Origin of the sequence: Streptomyces sp. NBC_01439 (assembly GCF_036227605.1) — a bacterium.
In the GTDB taxonomy this organism is placed as follows: domain Bacteria; phylum Actinomycetota; class Actinomycetes; order Streptomycetales; family Streptomycetaceae; genus Streptomyces.
Genome location: NZ_CP109487.1, coordinates 2380620 through 2397138 on the forward strand (window position 1 = coordinate 2380620; position 16519 = coordinate 2397138).

The following is a 16519-nucleotide window of genomic DNA, read 5'->3' on the forward strand; positions in this document are numbered from 1 at the left end:
ACCGATCTTTCCAGGACATGGGTAGGCCCGCCATCAATTGCCGCTTCCTCGGGGGGCGTTCATGAGCATTGGTGAGATCCTCGCGGTGCTCCGGCGCCGCTGGTACGTGATGGTGCCCCTCACGCTCATCAGCCTCCTCGCGGGGGCCCACCTGTACCGTTCGGTGCCGGTGGCCTACCAGTCGCAGAGCTCGGTGGCGCTGCTCGATTCGACGGCGGTGGCCGAACTGGCCCCCGCGTTCGGCAATCCGATCGCGAACGCCGGTGGTTCGCTGGTGGTCACCGCGGACGTGCTGATCAGGACGCTGTCGGGGACGGACGCGGCGCGGGACCTGCAGGGCATCGGGGTGACCGATCCCTACACGGTCGGGTTCGCCGCGAACACCTCGGGGCCGATGCTCACGCTGACCGTCACGGGTACCGACCGGGCGAACGTGCTGGAGGAGACCAACAAGCTGACGGCCTTCGCCGGGGAGACGCTCAACGCGCTCCAGGCGGCGGCCAAGGTGAAGCCCGCGTACATGGTGCAGACGGCGCCCGTGGTGCTCCCGCAGACCCCGGTGCCGCAGATGAAGAGCCGCTACCAGCAGGTGCTGGGCGTCGTCATCCTGGGCACCACGTCCGCCTTCACCTTCTCCTTCCTGACCGACAGCCTGCTGGCGGCGCTGCGGCGCAGGCGCGCGGCCGGGGCCGCTCCGGCCCGGGGCCGCGGGCGCCGCAAGCCGTGGGGCCGGCAGCTGGACGCGACGGCCCTGCTGAGCTGCTACCTGGCGCTGGCCTTCTTCATCCCCTCGAACCTGACCCTGCCGGGCATGGGCGGAGTGGGCACCCCGGCCAACGTGTTCGCACTGCTGTGCCTGTTCTGGTACCTGGCGGCCTGGATCACCGGCCGGATCCGGCCCGCCCCGGGCACCCGGCTGCCGCGGGTGGTGATGTGCCTGCTGGCCTTCTCGGTGCTGGGCTCGTACCTCGCGAACGCGATGCGCGGCAGCTCGCACAAGGAGGTCCTGGCGGCGGACCGCGGGCTGATCGGGCTGCTGGTCTGGGTGTCCCTGGTGGTGCTGGTCTCCGCGGGGATCCAGGACCGGGAGCGCCTGGACGTGCTGCTGCGCCGGGCCGTGGTGATGGGAGCGGTGGTGGCCGCCATCGGCTTCTACGACTTCTTCACCGCGACGAACGTCGCCGACAGCATCAGCATCCCGGGACTGCAGTCCAGCGTCGCCCAGATCACCACCCTGGACCGGGGTTCCTTCACACGGCCGCGGTCCACGACGGCGCAGCCCCTGGAGTTCGGCGGGATGCTCGCCATCATGCTGCCCTTCGCGGTGCAGCAGGCCTTCGACCCGGTACGCCGGCACCTGCGCGCCTGGCGGCGCTGGGCGCCGGTGGTGCTGATGGGCGGCGCCCTGCCGCTGACGGTGTCGCGGACCTCCATCATCGGGGCGCTCATCGTGATCCTCGTGATGGTGCTGCGCTGGAAGCCGGAGCGGCGGTGGGCCGCGATCGGTCTGCTGATGGGCTCGGTCGCCTGCTTCAAGGTGATCATCCCTGGGCTGATCGGCACCATCACGGCGCTCTTCGCCTCGTTCGTGTCGAACTCCGACAGCAGCACCCAGGCCCGTACCGTCAAGTACAGCGCGATCGTCCCCTACCTGACGGAACGGCCGCTGTTCGGAAGGGGTTTCGGCACCTTCCTGCCCGAACTGTTCTTCTTCACCGACAACCAGTACATGCTCACCCTGGCGGAGATGGGCCTCGTGGGGCTGATCGCGCTCCTGGTCCTGCTGTTCACCGGCATCCACCAGGGCGGTGCCATCCGCCGGCTGGCCCGCACCGAGTCCGACCGGGAGCTGGGGCAGGCGTTCTTCGCTTCCGCCCTGGTCTCCCTCGTGATCGCCGCCACCTTCGACGCCCTCAGCTTCCCGATGTTCGCCGGGGTGTTCTTCCTGACGATCGCCGCCGGAGGCAGCTACCTCGGGTTCATCCGGCGCGCTGCGCCGGAGCCCGCAACCGTGGAGTCCCCATGCAGTTCAGCCAGCCAGCCTCCCGCCGACCGGAGCCAGGTGCCGGCCCGGTAGCGGTCCTCGTCGTCACCTGGAACAGCGCCGGGGTGCTCCCGGAGTTCCTCGCCTCGCTGCCCGAGGGCATGGCCGGGCTCGACTGGCGCCTGGTCGTCGCCGACAACGACTCGGCCGACGGCACGGTGGAGCTGATCCGTTCCCTCGCGCCGGACGCAACGGTCGTCCAGACCGGTCGCAACGCCGGCTACGCGGCCGGGGTGAACGCCGCCCTGGCGGCCGCGGCCGCCTGGGAGGGCGGCTTCCGGGCGGCCCTGGTCTGCAATCCGGACGTCCGGATGAGGCGGGGCTGCGCCAAGGTCCTGGTGGACGCGCTGGGCACCGGGGCCCCCGGTGGCGGCCGGGTCGGGATCAGCGTCCCGCTGCTGTACGAGGAGGACGGCCGTACGTTGCTGCTCTCGCTGCGCCGGGAGTCGCGGGTGACCCGGGCTCTCGGCGAGGCGGTGCTGGGCAACCGGCGGGCCGGGCGGTTCCCGCGCTGGAGCGAGATGGTCACCGATCCGGCCGCGTACGAGCGGGCGACGGTCGCGGACTGGGCGACGGGCGCGCTGATGGCCCTGTCCGGGGAGTGCCTTCGGGCGTGCGGGGACTGGGACGAGTCCTTCTTCCTGTACTCGGAGGAGACCGAGTACTGCCTGCGGGCCGGCGACCTCGGCTTCGTCACCCGGTTGGAGCCCGCGGCCACGGCCACCCATCTGGGCGGGGACTCGCAGGTGTCGCCCCGGCTGTGGACCCTGCTGACGCTCAACCGGGTCCGGCTCTACGGGCGCCGGAACGGGGCGGTGGCGACCGCCGCGTTCCGGGCGGCCGTGCTGCTGCGGGAGACCTCCCGCGCGGTGCTCGGCCGGCCCGCGAGCCTGGCGGCCGCGAAGGCCCTGGCCAGCCCGTCCGCGCTACGGGCCACGCCAGGGCCGTGACGCCTCCGGGGCGCTTCAGGGGGCTGGTGGCCGGATTCCGGTGAGCTTGTCGGGGTTCGTAACCGAGAAGACATCGGAGATCCGGTCCCCTTCGGGGGTCAGCTCCACCACGACGACGGCGAGCGGACTGCCGTCCGCGAAGACGAGCGCGCCGGGGTCGCCGGCCACCCGGCGGTAGCGGAGGTCGACGCCCGCCGCCGGTAGGGCGCGGGCCACGGCCATGAACACGGCGGCGACGGCGGCGCGGCCGTGGACGGGGTGGAGACTGACCGCGGGGCCCTTGCCCCCGCCGTCGGTCCAGAGCGTCACCTCGGGTGCGAGGAGTTCGAGGAGCGTGCGCAGGTCCCCGCCGAGCGCGGCCACGGCGAAGCGCTCGGTGACCCGGGCGTGCAGGTCCGCTTCGGGCCGGTGCCGGGGCCGGCGGGCGTGGACGTGACGGCGGGCCCGGGTGGCGAGTTGGCGGACGGCCGTCGGCGAGCGGTCCAGGATCCGCGCGATCTCCGGGTGCGCGAAGCCGAAGGCCTCGTGCAGGACGAACACGGCGCGCTCCAGCGGGGACAGCGTCTCCAGGACGACGAGCAGCGCCATCGACAGCGCCTCCGCCCGCTCGACCCCTTCCGCGCCGTGGTCGTCGGCGGCCGTCAGCGGCTCCGGCAGCCACGTGCCCACGTACGTCTCTTGACGGCGGCTCATTTCGGCCCGCCGGGCGAGCGCCTGGTTCACGGCGATCCGTACGAGGTACGCACGGGCGTTCTCGACGGGCTCCGCGTCGGGCTTGCGGTGCCGGGCGGACCAGGCCAGCCAGACGTCCTGGAGCGCGTCCTCGGTGTCGGTAACGCTGCCCAGCATGTTGTAGACCACCGAGAAGAGCAGTTCGCGGTGGCCGAGGAAGCGGTCGGTGACGGAGTCGGTCGGGTGGTGCGGTGGCACGGCGGTCATGCGTCCTCCTTGTCTGCCGTGACCGAAGAGGTCCGCCGCGCCGGAAGTGTGACACGGGGCGGTCCGCATGTGAGCCGCGTCACGACGGCCTGCCGCGATGTCACAGCCGGAGCCGGGTGCGCCCTCTGTGGTGGCGTCCGGGGAGGAAGGGCCTCCCCGGCACGCAGGAGGAGGACCTTTCATGCGTACACGGATCCACGGCGTCCGCGTCTTCGACGGTGAACGCGGTACCGGTGTCCAGGACGTGTTCCTGGAGGACGACCTCGTCGCGGCGGTCTGCGCCCCCGGGACGGCCGGGGCCGCCGACGTCGAGGTCGACGGCCGGGGGCGGACCCTGCTGCCGGGGCTGATCGACGCGCACACCCACGTCTTCGACGGCAGTCTCGCCGAGGCCCTGCGCCACGGGGTCACGACCGAAATCGACATGTTCTGCCTGCCGCGCCCGCTCGCCCGGCACCGGCGACTCGCGGCCGAGCGGGACGACGTGGCCGATCTGCGCAGCGCGGGCTTGCTGGCGACCGCACCCGGCGGACACCCGACCCAGCTGCTCGCCGCGCTGACCGGCACCCTGCTCGCCCCGGAGGACGTGACGGGGCTCGACTTCGTGACCGATCCGGAGCGGGCCCCGGACTTCGTGAAGGCGCGGCTCGCCGAGGGCAGCGACTTCCTCAAGCTCGTCATCGACGACGGGACGATGCACGGTACCGGCCTCCCCGTCATGACCCCGGCGGTCGCGGGGGCCCTGACCGCGGCCGCCCACGCGGCCGGGCTCCCGGTCGTCGCGCACGCGGTCACCGCCGCCGACGTGGTCACCGCGCTCGACGCGGGGGTGGACGGGCTCGCCCACGTGTGGGCCGACCTCGACCCGCAGGACCCGGCTTCCGGACGCCTTGCCCGGCGCGTCCGCGACCAGGGTGTGTTCGTCGTGTCCACGCTCGCGTACTTCGAGGCGGTCGATGCCCAGGGCTCCGGCGCGCCGGCCTGCGTGCCACCCGGCCGCTACCCGGCCGCCGTCGGCGCGCTCCGCGCGCTGCGCGGGGCGGGCGTCCCGCTCCTCGCCGGCACCGACGCCACCCCCTTCACGCCCGCCCACGGCTCGGGGCTCCACCGCGAACTGGAGTTGCTCACGCGGGACGGCGGCCTGCGCCCGGCGGAGGCGCTGACCGCGGCGACCGCCCTGCCGGCCCGGCACTCCGGCCTGACCGACCGGGGCCGGATCGCCCCGGGCCTGCGCGCGGACCTGCTGCTCGTGGAGGGCGACCCGACCCGGGAGGTCTCGGCCCTCGGCGCGATCGTCGACGTCTGGCGCCGCGGACGGCGGCAGGCCCGCTGAGCCCGAACCCGCGCGCCCCCGTCGTCCCCCGCCCTTCCAGGAAAGGACCACACCCGTGTCCCGTGAACGCTTCGTCCTCCTCTCTGCGGGAGAGGCCCGTACGGGCCGGATCCCGCTGCCGCCCGCCTTCTCGGTGAAGGCGACCACGGGGGACACCGAAGGACGCTTCTCCCTGCTCGAAGTGGTGCTGGCGCGGGAGATCCCGCCCCACACCCACCACGTGGCGGACGAGAGCGTGTACGTGCTCGAAGGCGAGCTCCTCGTCGACACCGGGGGCCGCTGCCACACCCTGACCGCCGGACAGTTCGTCCTGCTCCCCCGCGGTGTGCCGCACGCGCTGCGTCCCGGTCCGGGCGGGCCGCCGCGGGTGCTGCAGATCTCCTCGCCGGGCGGCTGGGAGTGCTTCGTCGAGGACGTGATCGAAGCCGGTCCGCAGCTCACGGTCGACGGCCGGATGGATCCGGCCCGGCTGAACCGGATCGCCCGGCGGCACGGCATCACGTACGAGGAGCCGACCGGCTAGGGGGCCGGGGCGGCTCCGTCCCAACTGGTCCAGAAGCTGTCCGGGTTGACCAGGTAGCGGACCGTCGCCCGGGGCAGGTGGCGCACCTTGTGGCGGCGGGCGTAGCGGCGGATCAGCTCCCAGTCCTCGCGGGGCAGTACCTCGGGGGTGCGGCGCAGCCGGCTGAAGTGCAGGGACCGGGTGCGCCGCGCCACGAAGGCGTTGGTGTCCAGGAAGGCCTCGTGGGCGGCGCGGCGGCGGTCGAAGGGCACCGAGAGGACGTCCCGGTCGGTGCCGTCGGGCAGCACCCTGCGCAGTGCGGTGTAGACGCCGTCGGGTCCGTCGGGCGCCTCCAGCGTGGCCAGTGCCTGCTCCAGGTGGTCGGGCTCCCAGAGGTTGTCGTCGTCGAGGAAGGCCACGTAGCGCGACCTGGTCAGCCGGATCCCCACGTTGCGCACGACTCCGGCGGTGGCCGTGTTGCGGGCCAGGGAGACCGCGAACAGCCTTGGGTCGGAGGGTAGTTCGGGTAGGCCCGCGCCGTCGTCGACGACGATGACCACCTGGTCGGTGACCGTCTGGCCGAGCGCGGAACGGACCGCCGCGTGCAGCGCCTCGGGGCGCCGGTGGGTGGGGATGACGGTGGCGACCAGGGCGGCCGGGGGCTCGCCCAGGTCGGCGGCCAGGCGGTGGGTCTCGGCGTCCTCGAAACGGCGCAGCCGCAGGGCGGAAGGAGCCAGCAGGACCTTGTTCCTGGCTTCGAAGAGCACCAGCCAGCCGAAGGTCCCTTTGAGCAGTTCCCAGGGGGCGCGTGCGATCCGGCGCATCATGTCCGGTCGGTCCTCTCGGTGGTCAGGAAGCGGGTGGGGGTTCGACGGGTCTTCCGTCGGACATGCGGTTGCCCTTCCACACGTTGCCCGCGCCGCCCGCGTTCCAGGCGGTGGCGGCGCCGTAGGCCCCGGCGGCCGGGTGGTACTGGGTGGAGAAGACGTTGTTCGTGACCTGGATGCCGGTGGCACCCGGGCCGCCGCCGTAGAGGGCGTACGCTCCCCCGGCCAGCCAGTTGCCGTCGACGACGACGGAGGAGACCACTCCGGTGTCGGCGAACAGGCCGACCGCCGCGGTGGCGCCGCGGTCCACCGCGGTGGGGTTGAGTAGGGTGTTCCGGCGGATGGTCAGCCGACCCTTGTTGCCGCCGCCGCTGATGACGGCGTCGGTGTGCTGCCATTCGCCGCCCTGGTTGCGGAACGCGACGATGTCGTGGACGTAGTTGTCGTGCAGGTCGCCCTGGCCCATGGACAGGGCGTTGCCGAACACCGAGATGTCGCACCAGCCGACCTCGATCGAGCTGCCGCCCATGTTGGAGACCGCGTAGTTGACGCCTCCGTTGTCGGGGCCCTTGCCGGGTACGGCGGTGATCGTGGTGTGCAGGACCTTCAGTCCGCTGAAGCCGGGGCGCAGGTTGATGCCCCACCAGTTGGTCGAGGTGATCTTGCTGTCGATGACGGTGACGTCGTTGGCGTAGATGTCGAGGGAGCCGCGGATGTCCCAGCCCTTGATGACCGTGCCGTGCTCCTTGACGGACATGTTCCCGGTGTCGTGCCGCTCCAGCTCGATCCGCGGTCCGGTGCTGCGCGCGTCGGGGAACCCGCAGGTGCCGGGCGAGGTGCAGGCGGGCGTGGGGGCGGTGGGCGACGGTTCGCCCGTTTCCTGCGGGACGGTCGGGGAGGGCGGGGCCGAGGAGGTGGGCGGCGAGGCGGAGGCGGCCGGTGGGTCCGTGGTGGAGGGGGTGACGGGCTCGGTGGCGCCGGGCGCCGCCGCGTGCTCGGTCACCGCGGTGCTGTCGGCCTTGTAGAGAGTGAGGACGACGGCGAGCACCACTGAGGCGAGCAGCCACGCCGTCAGGCGCCTTCGGTGCTGTGTCACAGCTGTCTACCCTTTGAGTAAGGCGCGGCCCGGCAGGACGCACAGGACGTAGCACAGGGCGCCGGCGGCTCCGGTCGCCAGGAGCGCGAGCACGCCGTCGCCCAGGTACCGCTCCAGGAGGAGGAGCACGGCGGCCATCACCGCGCCGCCGAGCAGCGGCCAGGCGCAGGCCCGGGCGACGGTGCCCACGTGGATGCCCCCGCGGTGCAGGGCGAGGAGGAACACCGGGACCACGACGACCCCGGCGACCAGGACGTGGCCCTGGGCCACTCCGACGATCCCGCCGGTGCGGGCGCCGATCACGAGGGCCGGGATCAGGATGACCAGCCAGAGTGCCTGGACGCCGATGAGCGAGCTGCGCCGGCCGATGGCGACCAGGCAGTCGTAGGCGAGTTCGCAGCCGATGCGAACCATGCCGAGCGCCATCAGCCAGGGCAGGGCGCTGGCTGCCGGCAGCCAGCGTTCGCCGTAGACGAGCTCCACGACGGGGGCGGCGAGCGCGGCGAGCAGGACGCAGATCGGGACGGTGCCGGCCATCACGACGCCGAGGGCGCGGGCGAATCCGGCGGCCAGTGCCTGCGGCGAGTCGGCCAGCCGGGAGAAGCCCGCGAAGGAGACGCGGCGGGCCGCTTCCGAGATGATGCGCACGGGCCAGCCGGAGATGTTGAAGGCGAGCACGTAGAAGCCCAGGGCGAGCGGGTCCAGCGCCGAGCCCACGACCATGGTGTCGACGTTGACCACGCCGAGGGCGAGCATGCTGGCCCCGGCGAGCGGCAGTCCGAACCGGAGCAGGGCCCGGGCCTGTTCCCGGTCCCAGCCGAACTTCAGGGTGCCGGGCGCGGCGAGGCAGCAGCCGATGAGTGCGGCCACGTTGCCCACCACGGATCCCCAGGCGAAGCTCATGGCGCCCCAGCCGTCGACGGCGAGCAACAGGGTCACCGCGGTGCTGAGGACGAAGTTGAGACCGTCGACGGCCATCCGCCGGCCCTGCGCGAACTCCCTGGTGAGGAAGCCGGCGGGGACCTGGGAGAGTCCGTCGAGGACCACGCACAGGCACATGACCCGTAGGACGCCGGAGGCCTCGGGCGAGCCGAGCACCCCGGCCACCGCGGGGGCGACCGCGAACAGCACGGCGTACAGCAGGCAGCTGGAGGCGGCGCTGAGGGTGAGGACGGTCGGGGCGAAGCGGCGGGGGTCGCCCTCCCAGCGCACGATCGCCAGCGAGACGCCGAGTTCGTTGGCGGAGAGGAGGACCAGCAGGACCGTTTGGGCGATCCCGTACACGCCCCAGGCCTCGGGTCCGAGGAAGAAGCGGGCCAGGACGATGCCGGTGGCGAAGTTGCCGAGGCGCATGACCACGGTGTTGATCAGGCTCCACTTGGCGGCGGAGCCGACCTTGCGCCCCAGCGAGGGCGCCGCCGCCGGGGTGGTGCTCTCGGTGTCCGTCGCGGGGCCGGTCACGGCGATCCGGCCGTACGGGAGCCGGCGGCGGAGCCGGCCGGGTGGGCGACGGTCATGCGCAGGGTGGCCGTAGGGTCAGCGGCGTCGGATTCGGCCGGTGACCCGCCCTCGCCCGGGGCGGGGCGGTGCTTGCCGGACGTCGCCGCCCGGCGCTTTCGCGCCTCCACGAAGAAGGTGGCCACCAGACTGAGTACGAAGCCCAGCGCGCCCGCCATGACCAGGAACTGGAGCCTGGCCTTGGTCTGTGCCTCCGGCTTCTGGGGGGGCACGATCGTGGCCATCCGGATCATGGCGTCGGGGGTCACCGACTGCTGGGTCTGGAACTCCAGCAGCCGCTTCTCGGCGTACTTGGTGAGGATCTCGTCCGACTTCAGCACGGCGGCCCGGTCGGTTCCGACGACGCTCAGCCACATGTAGGGGCCGAGCGCGTTGTCGGCGATCTTCGCCTCGTGCACTCCGGTGACGCCGAGGGACTTGAGGTCGGCCTTGGCGTCGTCGGAGTTGAGGTTGCGGGCCAGGCCGTCGGCCATGCCGGTGAGCGAGGCCTGGGTGCTCAGGAAGGGGTTGCCGTCGAAGGCCACCGTGGCCTTCTTCGAGTTCAGCAGGGTCACCGTGCTCTGCGACCGGTACTCCACCGGGACCAGCAGGTACACGGCGGCGGTGAGCGCCGCCGTGATCAGCAGTCCGGGCAGCAGCACGTACCAGCGTCTGCGCATGACCCGCCAGATCTCCGCGAGATCCATGGTCTTCCCCTTCGAATTGCGTTTACAGCACGTGCTGCGGATCGGTGGCCGCCCCGCCCGACACGAGGTCGGTGGGGCGCGGCCGGGTGTGCGCGGGCGGTCCGTCAAGCAGGACCGCGGCGATGCGCTCGCTCGCCCGGCCGTCCCAGAGTTCGGGGCAGCGCGGTGCGGGCGGATCGTCGAGGACCCGGCCCACGGTGGCCGTGATGCGCTCCGGGTCCGTGCCCGCCAGTACGTTGGTGCCCTCCTCGACGGTGATGGGGCGTTCGGTGTTCTCCCGCAGGGTCACGCAGGGCACCCCCAGGGCGGTGGTCTCCTCCTGGATGCCCCCGGAGTCGGTGAGCACCAGGCGGGCGGAGTCCTGCAGGGCGATGAAGTCGAGGTATCCGGCGGGCGGGACCAGTCGGATGCCGCCGGGCACGCCCAGTTCGGCCAACCGCTCGGCGGCCCGCGGGTGCACGGGCAGCAGCAGCGGACAGCGGTCGGCGATCTCGCCCAGGGCCTTCAGCAGGCCGCGCAGCGCCCCGGGGTCGTCCACGTTGGCCGGCCGGTGCAGGGTGACCAGGCCGTATCCGCCGCGGGTGAGTCCGTACCGGTCCAGGACGTCCGACTGGCGGGCCCGCTCCAGGTTGGCGAGGAGGGTGTCGATCATGACGTTGCCGACGACGTGGATCTGGTCCTCCCGGTAGCCCTCCGCCCGCAGGTTCACGGCGGCGTCGGGCGAGGGAGCCAGCAGGTAGTCGCTGAGCCGGTCGGTGGCGACCCGGTTGACCTCCTCGGGCATGCTCCAGTCACGGCTGCGCAGCCCGGCCTCCACGTGGGCCAGCAGGGGGCCGGCCTTCGCGGTGACGAGGGCGCAGGCGAGGGTGGAGTTGATGTCCCCGACCACCACGACGGCGTCCGGGGCGAGTTCGTCGATCAGCGGCTCGAAGGCGGCCATCACCCGCCCGGTCTGCTGGGCGTGGCTGCCGGATCCGGCGCCCAGGTAGCGGTCGGGCGGGCGGATGCCGAGGTCGCGGAAGAACACGTCGTTCATCGACTCGTCGTAGTGCTGCCCGGTGTGGACGAGGATCACCTCGGCGCCGCGGCGCTCCAGTGCGTCCATCACCGGTTTGATCTTCATGTAGTTGGGCCGGGCACCGGCCACGCAGACGATCCTGGTCACGGGGTCAGAGCACCTCCACGGTGGGTCCGGAGACCCGGTTGCGGCAGTCGAGGACGTACGAGGCGTGCTCGGTGACCATCTGGTAGTCGAAGGCGTCGTGGTCGGTGAGCAGGACCACCACGTCGGCGGCCGCCAGCTCCTTGCGGGTCGGCTCGACCCGGACGAGGCGGGCGTCGACCTTGATGCTCTCCACCACGTGGGGGTCGGCCGCGCGGACCTTGGCGCCCATGTCGAGGAGCAGCTTCGCGATGCGGACGGAGGGCGACTCCCGGGCGTCGCCGGTGTTCTTCTTGTAGGCGAGCCCCAGCAGCAGGACCTTGGAGCCGTTGACGGAGCGCCGCTTGGAGTTGAGCGCGTCGATCACGCGGCGCGTCACGTACTCGGGCATGTGGTTGTTGATGTCGTTGGCGAGCTCGACGAAGCGGAAGTTCTGGCCGAGTTCGCGCTGCACCCGCCAGTTGAGGTACGAGGGGTCGATCGGCAGGCAGTGTCCGCCGACGCCCGGGCCGGGGGTGAACTTCATGAAGCCGAAGGGCTTGCTGGACGCCGCCTCGATGGCCTGCCAGACGTCGATGTCCAGGTGGCGGGCGAACATCGCGATCTCGTTGACGAGGGCGATGTTCACGTGGCGGAAGGTGTTCTCCAGCAGTTTGGCCAGCTCGGCCTCCTTGGGGGAGCGCACCGGCACGGTGGTGTCGACGAGGTCCCCGTAGAAGGCCTCGACGGCCTTCAGGGAGCGGGCGTCGACGCCGGAGACCACCTTGGGGGTCTGCTGGAAGCCCCAGACGGTGTTGCCGGGGTCGATGCGCTCGGGGCTGTAGCCCAGGTGGAAGTCGGCGCCCGCGGTGAGCCCGGAGCCGTCCTCCAGGATAGGTGCGAACAGTTCTTCGGTGGTGCCCGGGTAGGTGGTGGACTCCAAGATGACGGTGGCACCCGGGCGCAGGAAGCGGGCCAGGGTGTGCGCCGACTCCTCGATGTAGCGGAGGTCCGGGGCTCCGTCCTGTAAGGGGGTCGGGACCGTGACGACGGCGACGTCGAAGCCGCCGCAGTCCCGGGCCAGTTCGCTGGGTCGGTAGGTGCCGCGCGCCAGCGCGCGGGCCAGCCGTTCGGAGGAGACGTCCTCCACGTACGACTCACCGGCGGCGAGGCTCTTGACCCGCCGGGTGTCCACGTCGTACCCGATCACCTGGTGTCCGACCTCGGCGGCACGGATGGCCAGGGGCAGTCCGACGTATCCCTGTCCCACGACGACGACGCGCATCAGTAACTCCTGTTCGCGGAAGCGGAAGCGGAAGCGGAACCGGCAGACGGTGTGCGGTGGATGAGTTCCCGGACCGTCATGAGGAGGAAAGCCGCATTGGTGGTGAGGTAGCGCTTGCCCAGACGGCGCGGCTCCTGGAGGGTGCGGTAGAACCATTCGAGTCCCATCCGCTGCCAGACCAGGGGGGCCCGCTTGGTGATGCCGGCGAGGATGTCGAAGGAGCCGCCGACGCCGTGGACGACGTGCGCGCCGGTGCGCTTGCCGTAGCCTGCGGTGAAGATCTCCTTCTTGGGCGAGGTCATGCCGAGGAACAGCAGTCGCGCCTCGCTCTCGGCGATGGCGTCGGCGATCGCCTCCTGGTCGTCGTCGCCGAAGTAGCCGTTGCGGCTGCCGGCCACCCGCAGCTTCGGGAAGCGCTCGGAGATCTGCCCGAGCATCATCTCCAGCACGTCCTCCTGGGCCCCGAGCAGGTAGACGGGGATGTCCGCCACCTCGGCGGCGGCCAGCAACCGCATGAACAGGTCGATTCCCGCGACCCGTTCTGGCAGCCGGACGCCCAGCACCCGGCCGGCCCAGACCACTGCCTGGCCGTCGGCCAGGACCAGGTCGCAGCCGGCGACCGCCTCGGCGAGGAGGGGGTCGCGCCGCATGTTGACCAGCTTGGCCGCGTTGACCATGCCGATCTCGATCTGTTCTCCGCGCCGCACCGCGTCCAGGCAGCGCTGCACGGTCTCGTCCATGGTCAGCGGGTCGAGCGGGACCCCGAAGAGGGACTCTCGTCGTGTCATCTTTGGGGCCCTCCGAGCCAGGCGAAGAGCATCCAGCCGAACTCGTACGGGCGGCACTCGCGGTCGACCGCGCCGGGGCGGAAGATCCGGTCGAGCGGCGCGAGCCGTGCCTGCGGCGCCACCCGGGTGGTGAGCCCGCGGGCGGCCCGGACGGCCTTCTTCGGGTCGCCCCGGTAGACCTTGCGCCAGGTGACGCCGAAGTCCTCGCGGATCATCGACTCCCGCGGGTTCCCGGTGGGATCGGCGATTTCGGGCACGTCGGTCATCCAGCGCAGCCCGCGGCGAATCGCCGGGCCGAAGTCGGTGCCGCCCGCCTCGGCCAGGTCGAACAGTGCGGTCGGGGCCATCGCGTGCTGGTGCACGCTGTAGACCGGGTAGCCCTCCACCAGTCGGCCGTCGCGGGCGTCGTAGTGCCACCACCACTGTCCGCCGTCGCCCTGCAGTGCGCAGATGCGGGCGGCGCAGGCGTCGGCGGCCGCGAGGGCCTCCGGGTCGTCGCCGCTCGCGTGCAGCCGGGCCAGCGCCTGCAGCGGATACGTCTGGTCGGCGAAACAGGCCACGTGGGACCGGTAGCCGGGGACCAGCCCGGGCTCGGTGGCGTGCGGGAAGAGCGGGCTGTCGCCGACCCTGGCCGCCAGCAGCCGTACGCGGGCCGCCGCGAGGCGCTCCTCCACGTCCACCACGGCGCGCGCGGCCGCGAGTGCGGAGAGCACCCAGGCCGCCTCGACGGTGTACTGCGGCCGGCCGGTTACGTCCAGCTCGGCCACCCGGTCGAGCGCGTCGGCCAGTTTGGGATGGCCAGTCTCCGCGGCGGCCCAGGCGATGAGCGCCGCGTCGCCGAGGTTCGCCACCCCGGGCAGCCGCTCGACGAGCACGCCCGTGAACTCCTCGGCGGTGCGCCCGCCGAACAGCGCGCGCTGCCGGTCCTCGGGCAGGAAGCGGGCTCCCAGCGCGGTGATCGCCGCGTACCGGGTGCTCGTTCCCCGCTGCTCGAGGACGGGAGTCCCCTCGGGCGAGATGACCCCTGCCCGGGTGAAGACGAAGGTCTCGGCGTCCGGCAGGTACATCGCCGGAAGCCCCGCTTCGGCCAGCGCGAGCAGCCGCTCGGCGAGGGCGTGCAGCGACGGATCCTCGTGGGCCAGTGCTCCTAATCGTGTGGTGTTCATCGGGTCCCCACCCCGATTCCCCTGGTGCTCCCCGCACCCCGTATGTCCGAGCTGTACGGCTCCAACACACCTACCCCCTCTGTTCGTTCTCCTCGGACGGACCTGGCGGTCGTCACTCCGTGGAGGGGGACTGCGCATGACGGCGTCCGTGCCGTCGGCGGTCACGCCGACGGCACGAACCGTCCGAAGGCCGGCGTCTGGATCCCCCCAGCGATGCCTCGGACCGGGACACGCGTGATCGGCAGTGTCAGCAGGCGCAGGTGTGCCCGCGCCGACCTGGCCCTGCCCCGGTGCCCTCGTCGTACACAACCCCCCACTGAACATGGCCTGTTGCCTGCTCAGATCCCGTGTGCAGGGACACGTTATGCCCACGGATGTTCATTGATTGTGGTTTTGACGAAATGCCGGTGCCCTAAATTGCCGACATTCCGTCAGGTTCGCTCGGTGAGCGTGCCGTCCTTCTCGTCGTGCAGCGCTCCGGTGCGCGGACACTCCCAGGCGCCCGGCTCCCCCTCGCGCTCCACCAGCCGGACCCCGGCCCGGCCCACCCAGCCGATCCGGCGGGCCGGTACGCCCGCGACGAGCGCGAAGTCCGGGACGTCCTTGGACACCACGGCGCCGGCCGCGACGAGCGCCCAGCGCCCGACGCGCACCCCGGCCACGCACACCGAGCGGGCCCCGAGCGAGGCCCCCTCGGCGACCACGACCCCGGCGGCCTCCCAGTCGCCTCCCCGCTTGATCGTGCCGTCGGGGTCGACCGCGCGCGGGTAGAAGTCGTTGGTGAGCACGGCCGCGGGGCCGATGAAGACCCCGTCGCCGAGGACCGCGGGCTCGTAGACGAGTGCGTAGTTCTGCAGCTTCACGTGGTCGCCGATCCGTACGCCCGGCCCCACGTACGCCCCGCGCCCCACGATGCACCCGCGCCCGAGCCGGGCCTCCTCGCGGATCTGCGCCAGATCCCAGATCGTTGTCCCCTCACCGAGCTCGGCGCTCTCGTCGACCTGGGAGGAGGGTTGGATACGGACACTCACGGCGCGGTCCCCTTACGGCTGCGAGGCATGCGGAAGCACGGGTGCACGGTGTACGGGTGTACGCAGTGCGGGTGTACGAGCCGAGCATATGCGCCGACGGGTCGCCCCACCCGCAGATCAACCGACTGTTCACGCAACGCACTTGACCCGGGCCCGGGGCGTGGGGGCACGGGCAGCGCACGGGAGCGGAACCGCGCTCCCGCTCACGCCCGGGTGCATCGGAGGGCGTAAAGGGGGTGAAACCCGATCGGGCTTGCGGCGTTAGTGGGGTGGCCCGCCGTTTCGCCCGCGGCGCAGACGAGAGCACGAGGAGCACGATGACAGACCCGAGGCCGGCCGGACGCGGTCGGATGAAGCTGGCAGCCCGATGCCGGGTGGCCACGGAGGCCCCCGCCTTCGGGATGGTCGTCTTCTGCGCGATCCTCTTCAACGCCGCGCTGATGGGGGTGGAGACGTACAGCGGTCTCGCCGCGGAGCACCGGCTCCTACTGCAGGGCGCGGAGAACTGCTGCCTGGCCCTGTTCACCCTGGAGATGCTGCTGCGCGTGGGCGCCTGCGCCGACCGGCCGAAAGCATTCTTCCGTGACCCGTGGAACCTCTTCGACCTCGCGGTCGTGGCCTCCGCCTTCGTCCCGCTCGTCCGGGAGAACACCACCCTGCTGCGGCTGCTGCGCCTGGCCCGGGTCCTGCGCACCGCCCGCTTCCTGCCCCACCTGCGCATCCTGCTGATCGCGGTCGGCCGCAGCCTGCCGGGCACCGCCAGCTTCCTGTTCGTCGGCGCGCTGGTCCTGTACGTGTACGCCATGGTCGGCTGGGTGTGCTTCGCGAAGTCGGACCCCGGGCACTACGGCTCGGTGGGCCGCGCGATGCTCACGCTCTTCCTGCTGACCACCCTCGACGGCCTCACGGACGCCGTCCGCGCGGGTCTGCAGATCTCCCGGCTGAGCATCATCTACTACGCCTCCTACGCGCTGCTCGCCTCCTTCGTGCTGGTGAACGTGCTGATCGGCGTCGTCCTCAACTCGCTGGACGAGGCACGCGAGATGGAGGCCGAGGCGAACCGCGCCCCGGCGCCGGGCGCGGATCCCGACGTCCGGGCACGGATCGCCACCGCCCGCCGGGCCCTGGACGAGATCGAGGCGAGCCTGCCGGTGGCGACCGACCGGCCGAAACGGCAGCTGGAGGCCTCGCACACCGGGCCGTGAGGGCCCGG

The 16519-nt window shown here is 72.1% G+C and carries 15 protein-coding genes; 5 read left to right on the plus strand and 10 right to left on the minus strand.

All coding sequences use genetic code 11. The annotated features are described in order from the left end of the window. Positions 1-61: 61 nt before the first annotated feature. Together OG207_RS10430 and OG207_RS10435 are read left to right on the plus strand one after the other, a co-directional pair. The gene (locus OG207_RS10430) at positions 62-2077 is read left to right on the plus strand and encodes an O-antigen ligase family protein (RefSeq protein WP_329097944.1); all 2016 of its coding nucleotides are present in this window, start codon (positions 62-64) and stop codon (positions 2075-2077) included. Further along, positions 2023-2994, plus strand: coding sequence for a glycosyltransferase family 2 protein (locus tag OG207_RS10435; protein WP_329097946.1), 972 nt, complete (start codon positions 2023-2025; stop codon positions 2992-2994). Before OG207_RS10430 ends, OG207_RS10435 begins: the two co-directional genes overlap by 55 nt. A gap of 15 nt (positions 2995-3009) precedes the next feature. Here OG207_RS10435 and OG207_RS10440 read toward each other — a convergent pair whose 3' ends face one another. Next, positions 3010-3933, minus strand: coding sequence for a sigma-70 family RNA polymerase sigma factor (locus OG207_RS10440; protein WP_329097948.1), 924 nt, complete (start codon positions 3931-3933; stop codon positions 3010-3012). Positions 3934-4114: 181 nt separating this feature from the next. Between OG207_RS10440 and OG207_RS10445 the strand changes: the two genes are divergently transcribed. Together OG207_RS10445 and OG207_RS10450 are read left to right on the plus strand one after the other, a co-directional pair. Further along, positions 4115-5266, plus strand: a complete 1152-nt coding sequence (locus tag OG207_RS10445; RefSeq protein ID WP_329097950.1) for an amidohydrolase family protein — start codon at positions 4115-4117, stop codon at positions 5264-5266. A gap of 55 nt (positions 5267-5321) precedes the next feature. After that, a complete protein-coding gene (locus OG207_RS10450) occupies positions 5322-5789 on the plus strand; it encodes a cupin domain-containing protein (RefSeq protein WP_329097952.1) in 468 nt (155 codons plus the stop codon). Here the strand turns inward: OG207_RS10450 and OG207_RS10455 are convergent. The 9 genes from OG207_RS10455 to OG207_RS10495 form a co-directional block, all read right to left on the minus strand. Further along, positions 5786-6595: a glycosyltransferase family 2 protein gene (locus OG207_RS10455; RefSeq protein WP_329097954.1), complete on the minus strand. Its 810-nt coding sequence runs from the start codon at positions 6593-6595 to the stop codon at positions 5786-5788. The genes OG207_RS10450 and OG207_RS10455 overlap by 4 nt on opposite strands. Before the next feature lie 22 nt (positions 6596-6617). Continuing rightward, a complete protein-coding gene (locus OG207_RS10460) occupies positions 6618-7691 on the minus strand; it encodes a hypothetical protein (protein ID WP_329097957.1) in 1074 nt (357 codons plus the stop codon). A gap of 6 nt (positions 7692-7697) precedes the next feature. Then, positions 7698-9152, minus strand: coding sequence for an oligosaccharide flippase family protein (locus tag OG207_RS10465; RefSeq protein ID WP_329097959.1), 1455 nt, complete (start codon positions 9150-9152; stop codon positions 7698-7700). Continuing rightward, positions 9149-9895: a chain length determinant protein gene (locus tag OG207_RS10470; protein WP_329097961.1), complete on the minus strand. Its 747-nt coding sequence runs from the start codon at positions 9893-9895 to the stop codon at positions 9149-9151. Before OG207_RS10470 ends, OG207_RS10465 begins: the two co-directional genes overlap by 4 nt. Positions 9896-9917: 22 nt before the next feature. Continuing rightward, positions 9918-11060, minus strand: a complete 1143-nt coding sequence (gene wecB, locus OG207_RS10475; RefSeq protein WP_329097963.1) for a non-hydrolyzing UDP-N-acetylglucosamine 2-epimerase — start codon at positions 11058-11060, stop codon at positions 9918-9920. Between the two features lie 4 nt (positions 11061-11064). Then, positions 11065-12321 (minus strand): nucleotide sugar dehydrogenase, encoded by a 1257-nt coding sequence (locus tag OG207_RS10480; protein ID WP_329097965.1) that lies wholly within the window; start codon positions 12319-12321, stop codon positions 11065-11067. Then, positions 12321-13109: a WecB/TagA/CpsF family glycosyltransferase gene (locus OG207_RS10485; RefSeq protein WP_329097967.1), complete on the minus strand. Its 789-nt coding sequence runs from the start codon at positions 13107-13109 to the stop codon at positions 12321-12323. Before OG207_RS10485 ends, OG207_RS10480 begins: the two co-directional genes overlap by 1 nt. Beyond that, positions 13106-14275 (minus strand): hypothetical protein, encoded by a 1170-nt coding sequence (locus OG207_RS10490; protein ID WP_329097969.1) that lies wholly within the window; start codon positions 14273-14275, stop codon positions 13106-13108. The genes OG207_RS10485 and OG207_RS10490 overlap by 4 nt, the downstream gene beginning before the upstream one ends. A 431-nt stretch (positions 14276-14706) precedes the next feature. Further along, positions 14707-15306: an acyltransferase gene (locus OG207_RS10495; RefSeq protein WP_329097971.1), complete on the minus strand. Its 600-nt coding sequence runs from the start codon at positions 15304-15306 to the stop codon at positions 14707-14709. A 317-nt stretch (positions 15307-15623) separates the two neighbouring features. On the opposite strand from OG207_RS10495, the gene OG207_RS10500 reads away from it, so the two are divergent. Then, positions 15624-16511 carry an ion transporter gene (locus OG207_RS10500; protein ID WP_329097973.1) on the plus strand — a complete coding sequence of 296 codons (888 nt, stop codon included), beginning with the start codon at positions 15624-15626 and terminating at the stop codon, positions 16509-16511. Positions 16512-16519 lie beyond the last annotated feature (8 nt).

Coding starts and splice junctions, on each gene's coding strand:
- OG207_RS10430 (WP_329097944.1), top strand. CDS start 62: ATGAGCATTGGTGAGATCCTCGCGGTGCTCCGGCGCCGCTGGTACGTG.
- OG207_RS10435 (WP_329097946.1), top strand. CDS start 2,023: ATGCAGTTCAGCCAGCCAGCCTCCCGCCGACCGGAGCCAGGTGCCGGC.
- OG207_RS10440 (WP_329097948.1), bottom strand. CDS start 3,933: ATGACCGCCGTGCCACCGCACCACCCGACCGACTCCGTCACCGACCGC.
- OG207_RS10445 (WP_329097950.1), top strand. CDS start 4,115: ATGCGTACACGGATCCACGGCGTCCGCGTCTTCGACGGTGAACGCGGT.
- OG207_RS10455 (WP_329097954.1), bottom strand. CDS start 6,595: ATGATGCGCCGGATCGCACGCGCCCCCTGGGAACTGCTCAAAGGGACC.
- OG207_RS10470 (WP_329097961.1), bottom strand. CDS start 9,895: ATGGATCTCGCGGAGATCTGGCGGGTCATGCGCAGACGCTGGTACGTG.
- OG207_RS10480 (WP_329097965.1), bottom strand. CDS start 12,321: ATGCGCGTCGTCGTCGTGGGACAGGGATACGTCGGACTGCCCCTGGCC.
- OG207_RS10485 (WP_329097967.1), bottom strand. CDS start 13,109: ATGACACGACGAGAGTCCCTCTTCGGGGTCCCGCTCGACCCGCTGACC.
- OG207_RS10490 (WP_329097969.1), bottom strand. CDS start 14,275: ATGAACACCACACGATTAGGAGCACTGGCCCACGAGGATCCGTCGCTG.
- OG207_RS10500 (WP_329097973.1), top strand. CDS start 15,624: ATGACAGACCCGAGGCCGGCCGGACGCGGTCGGATGAAGCTGGCAGCC.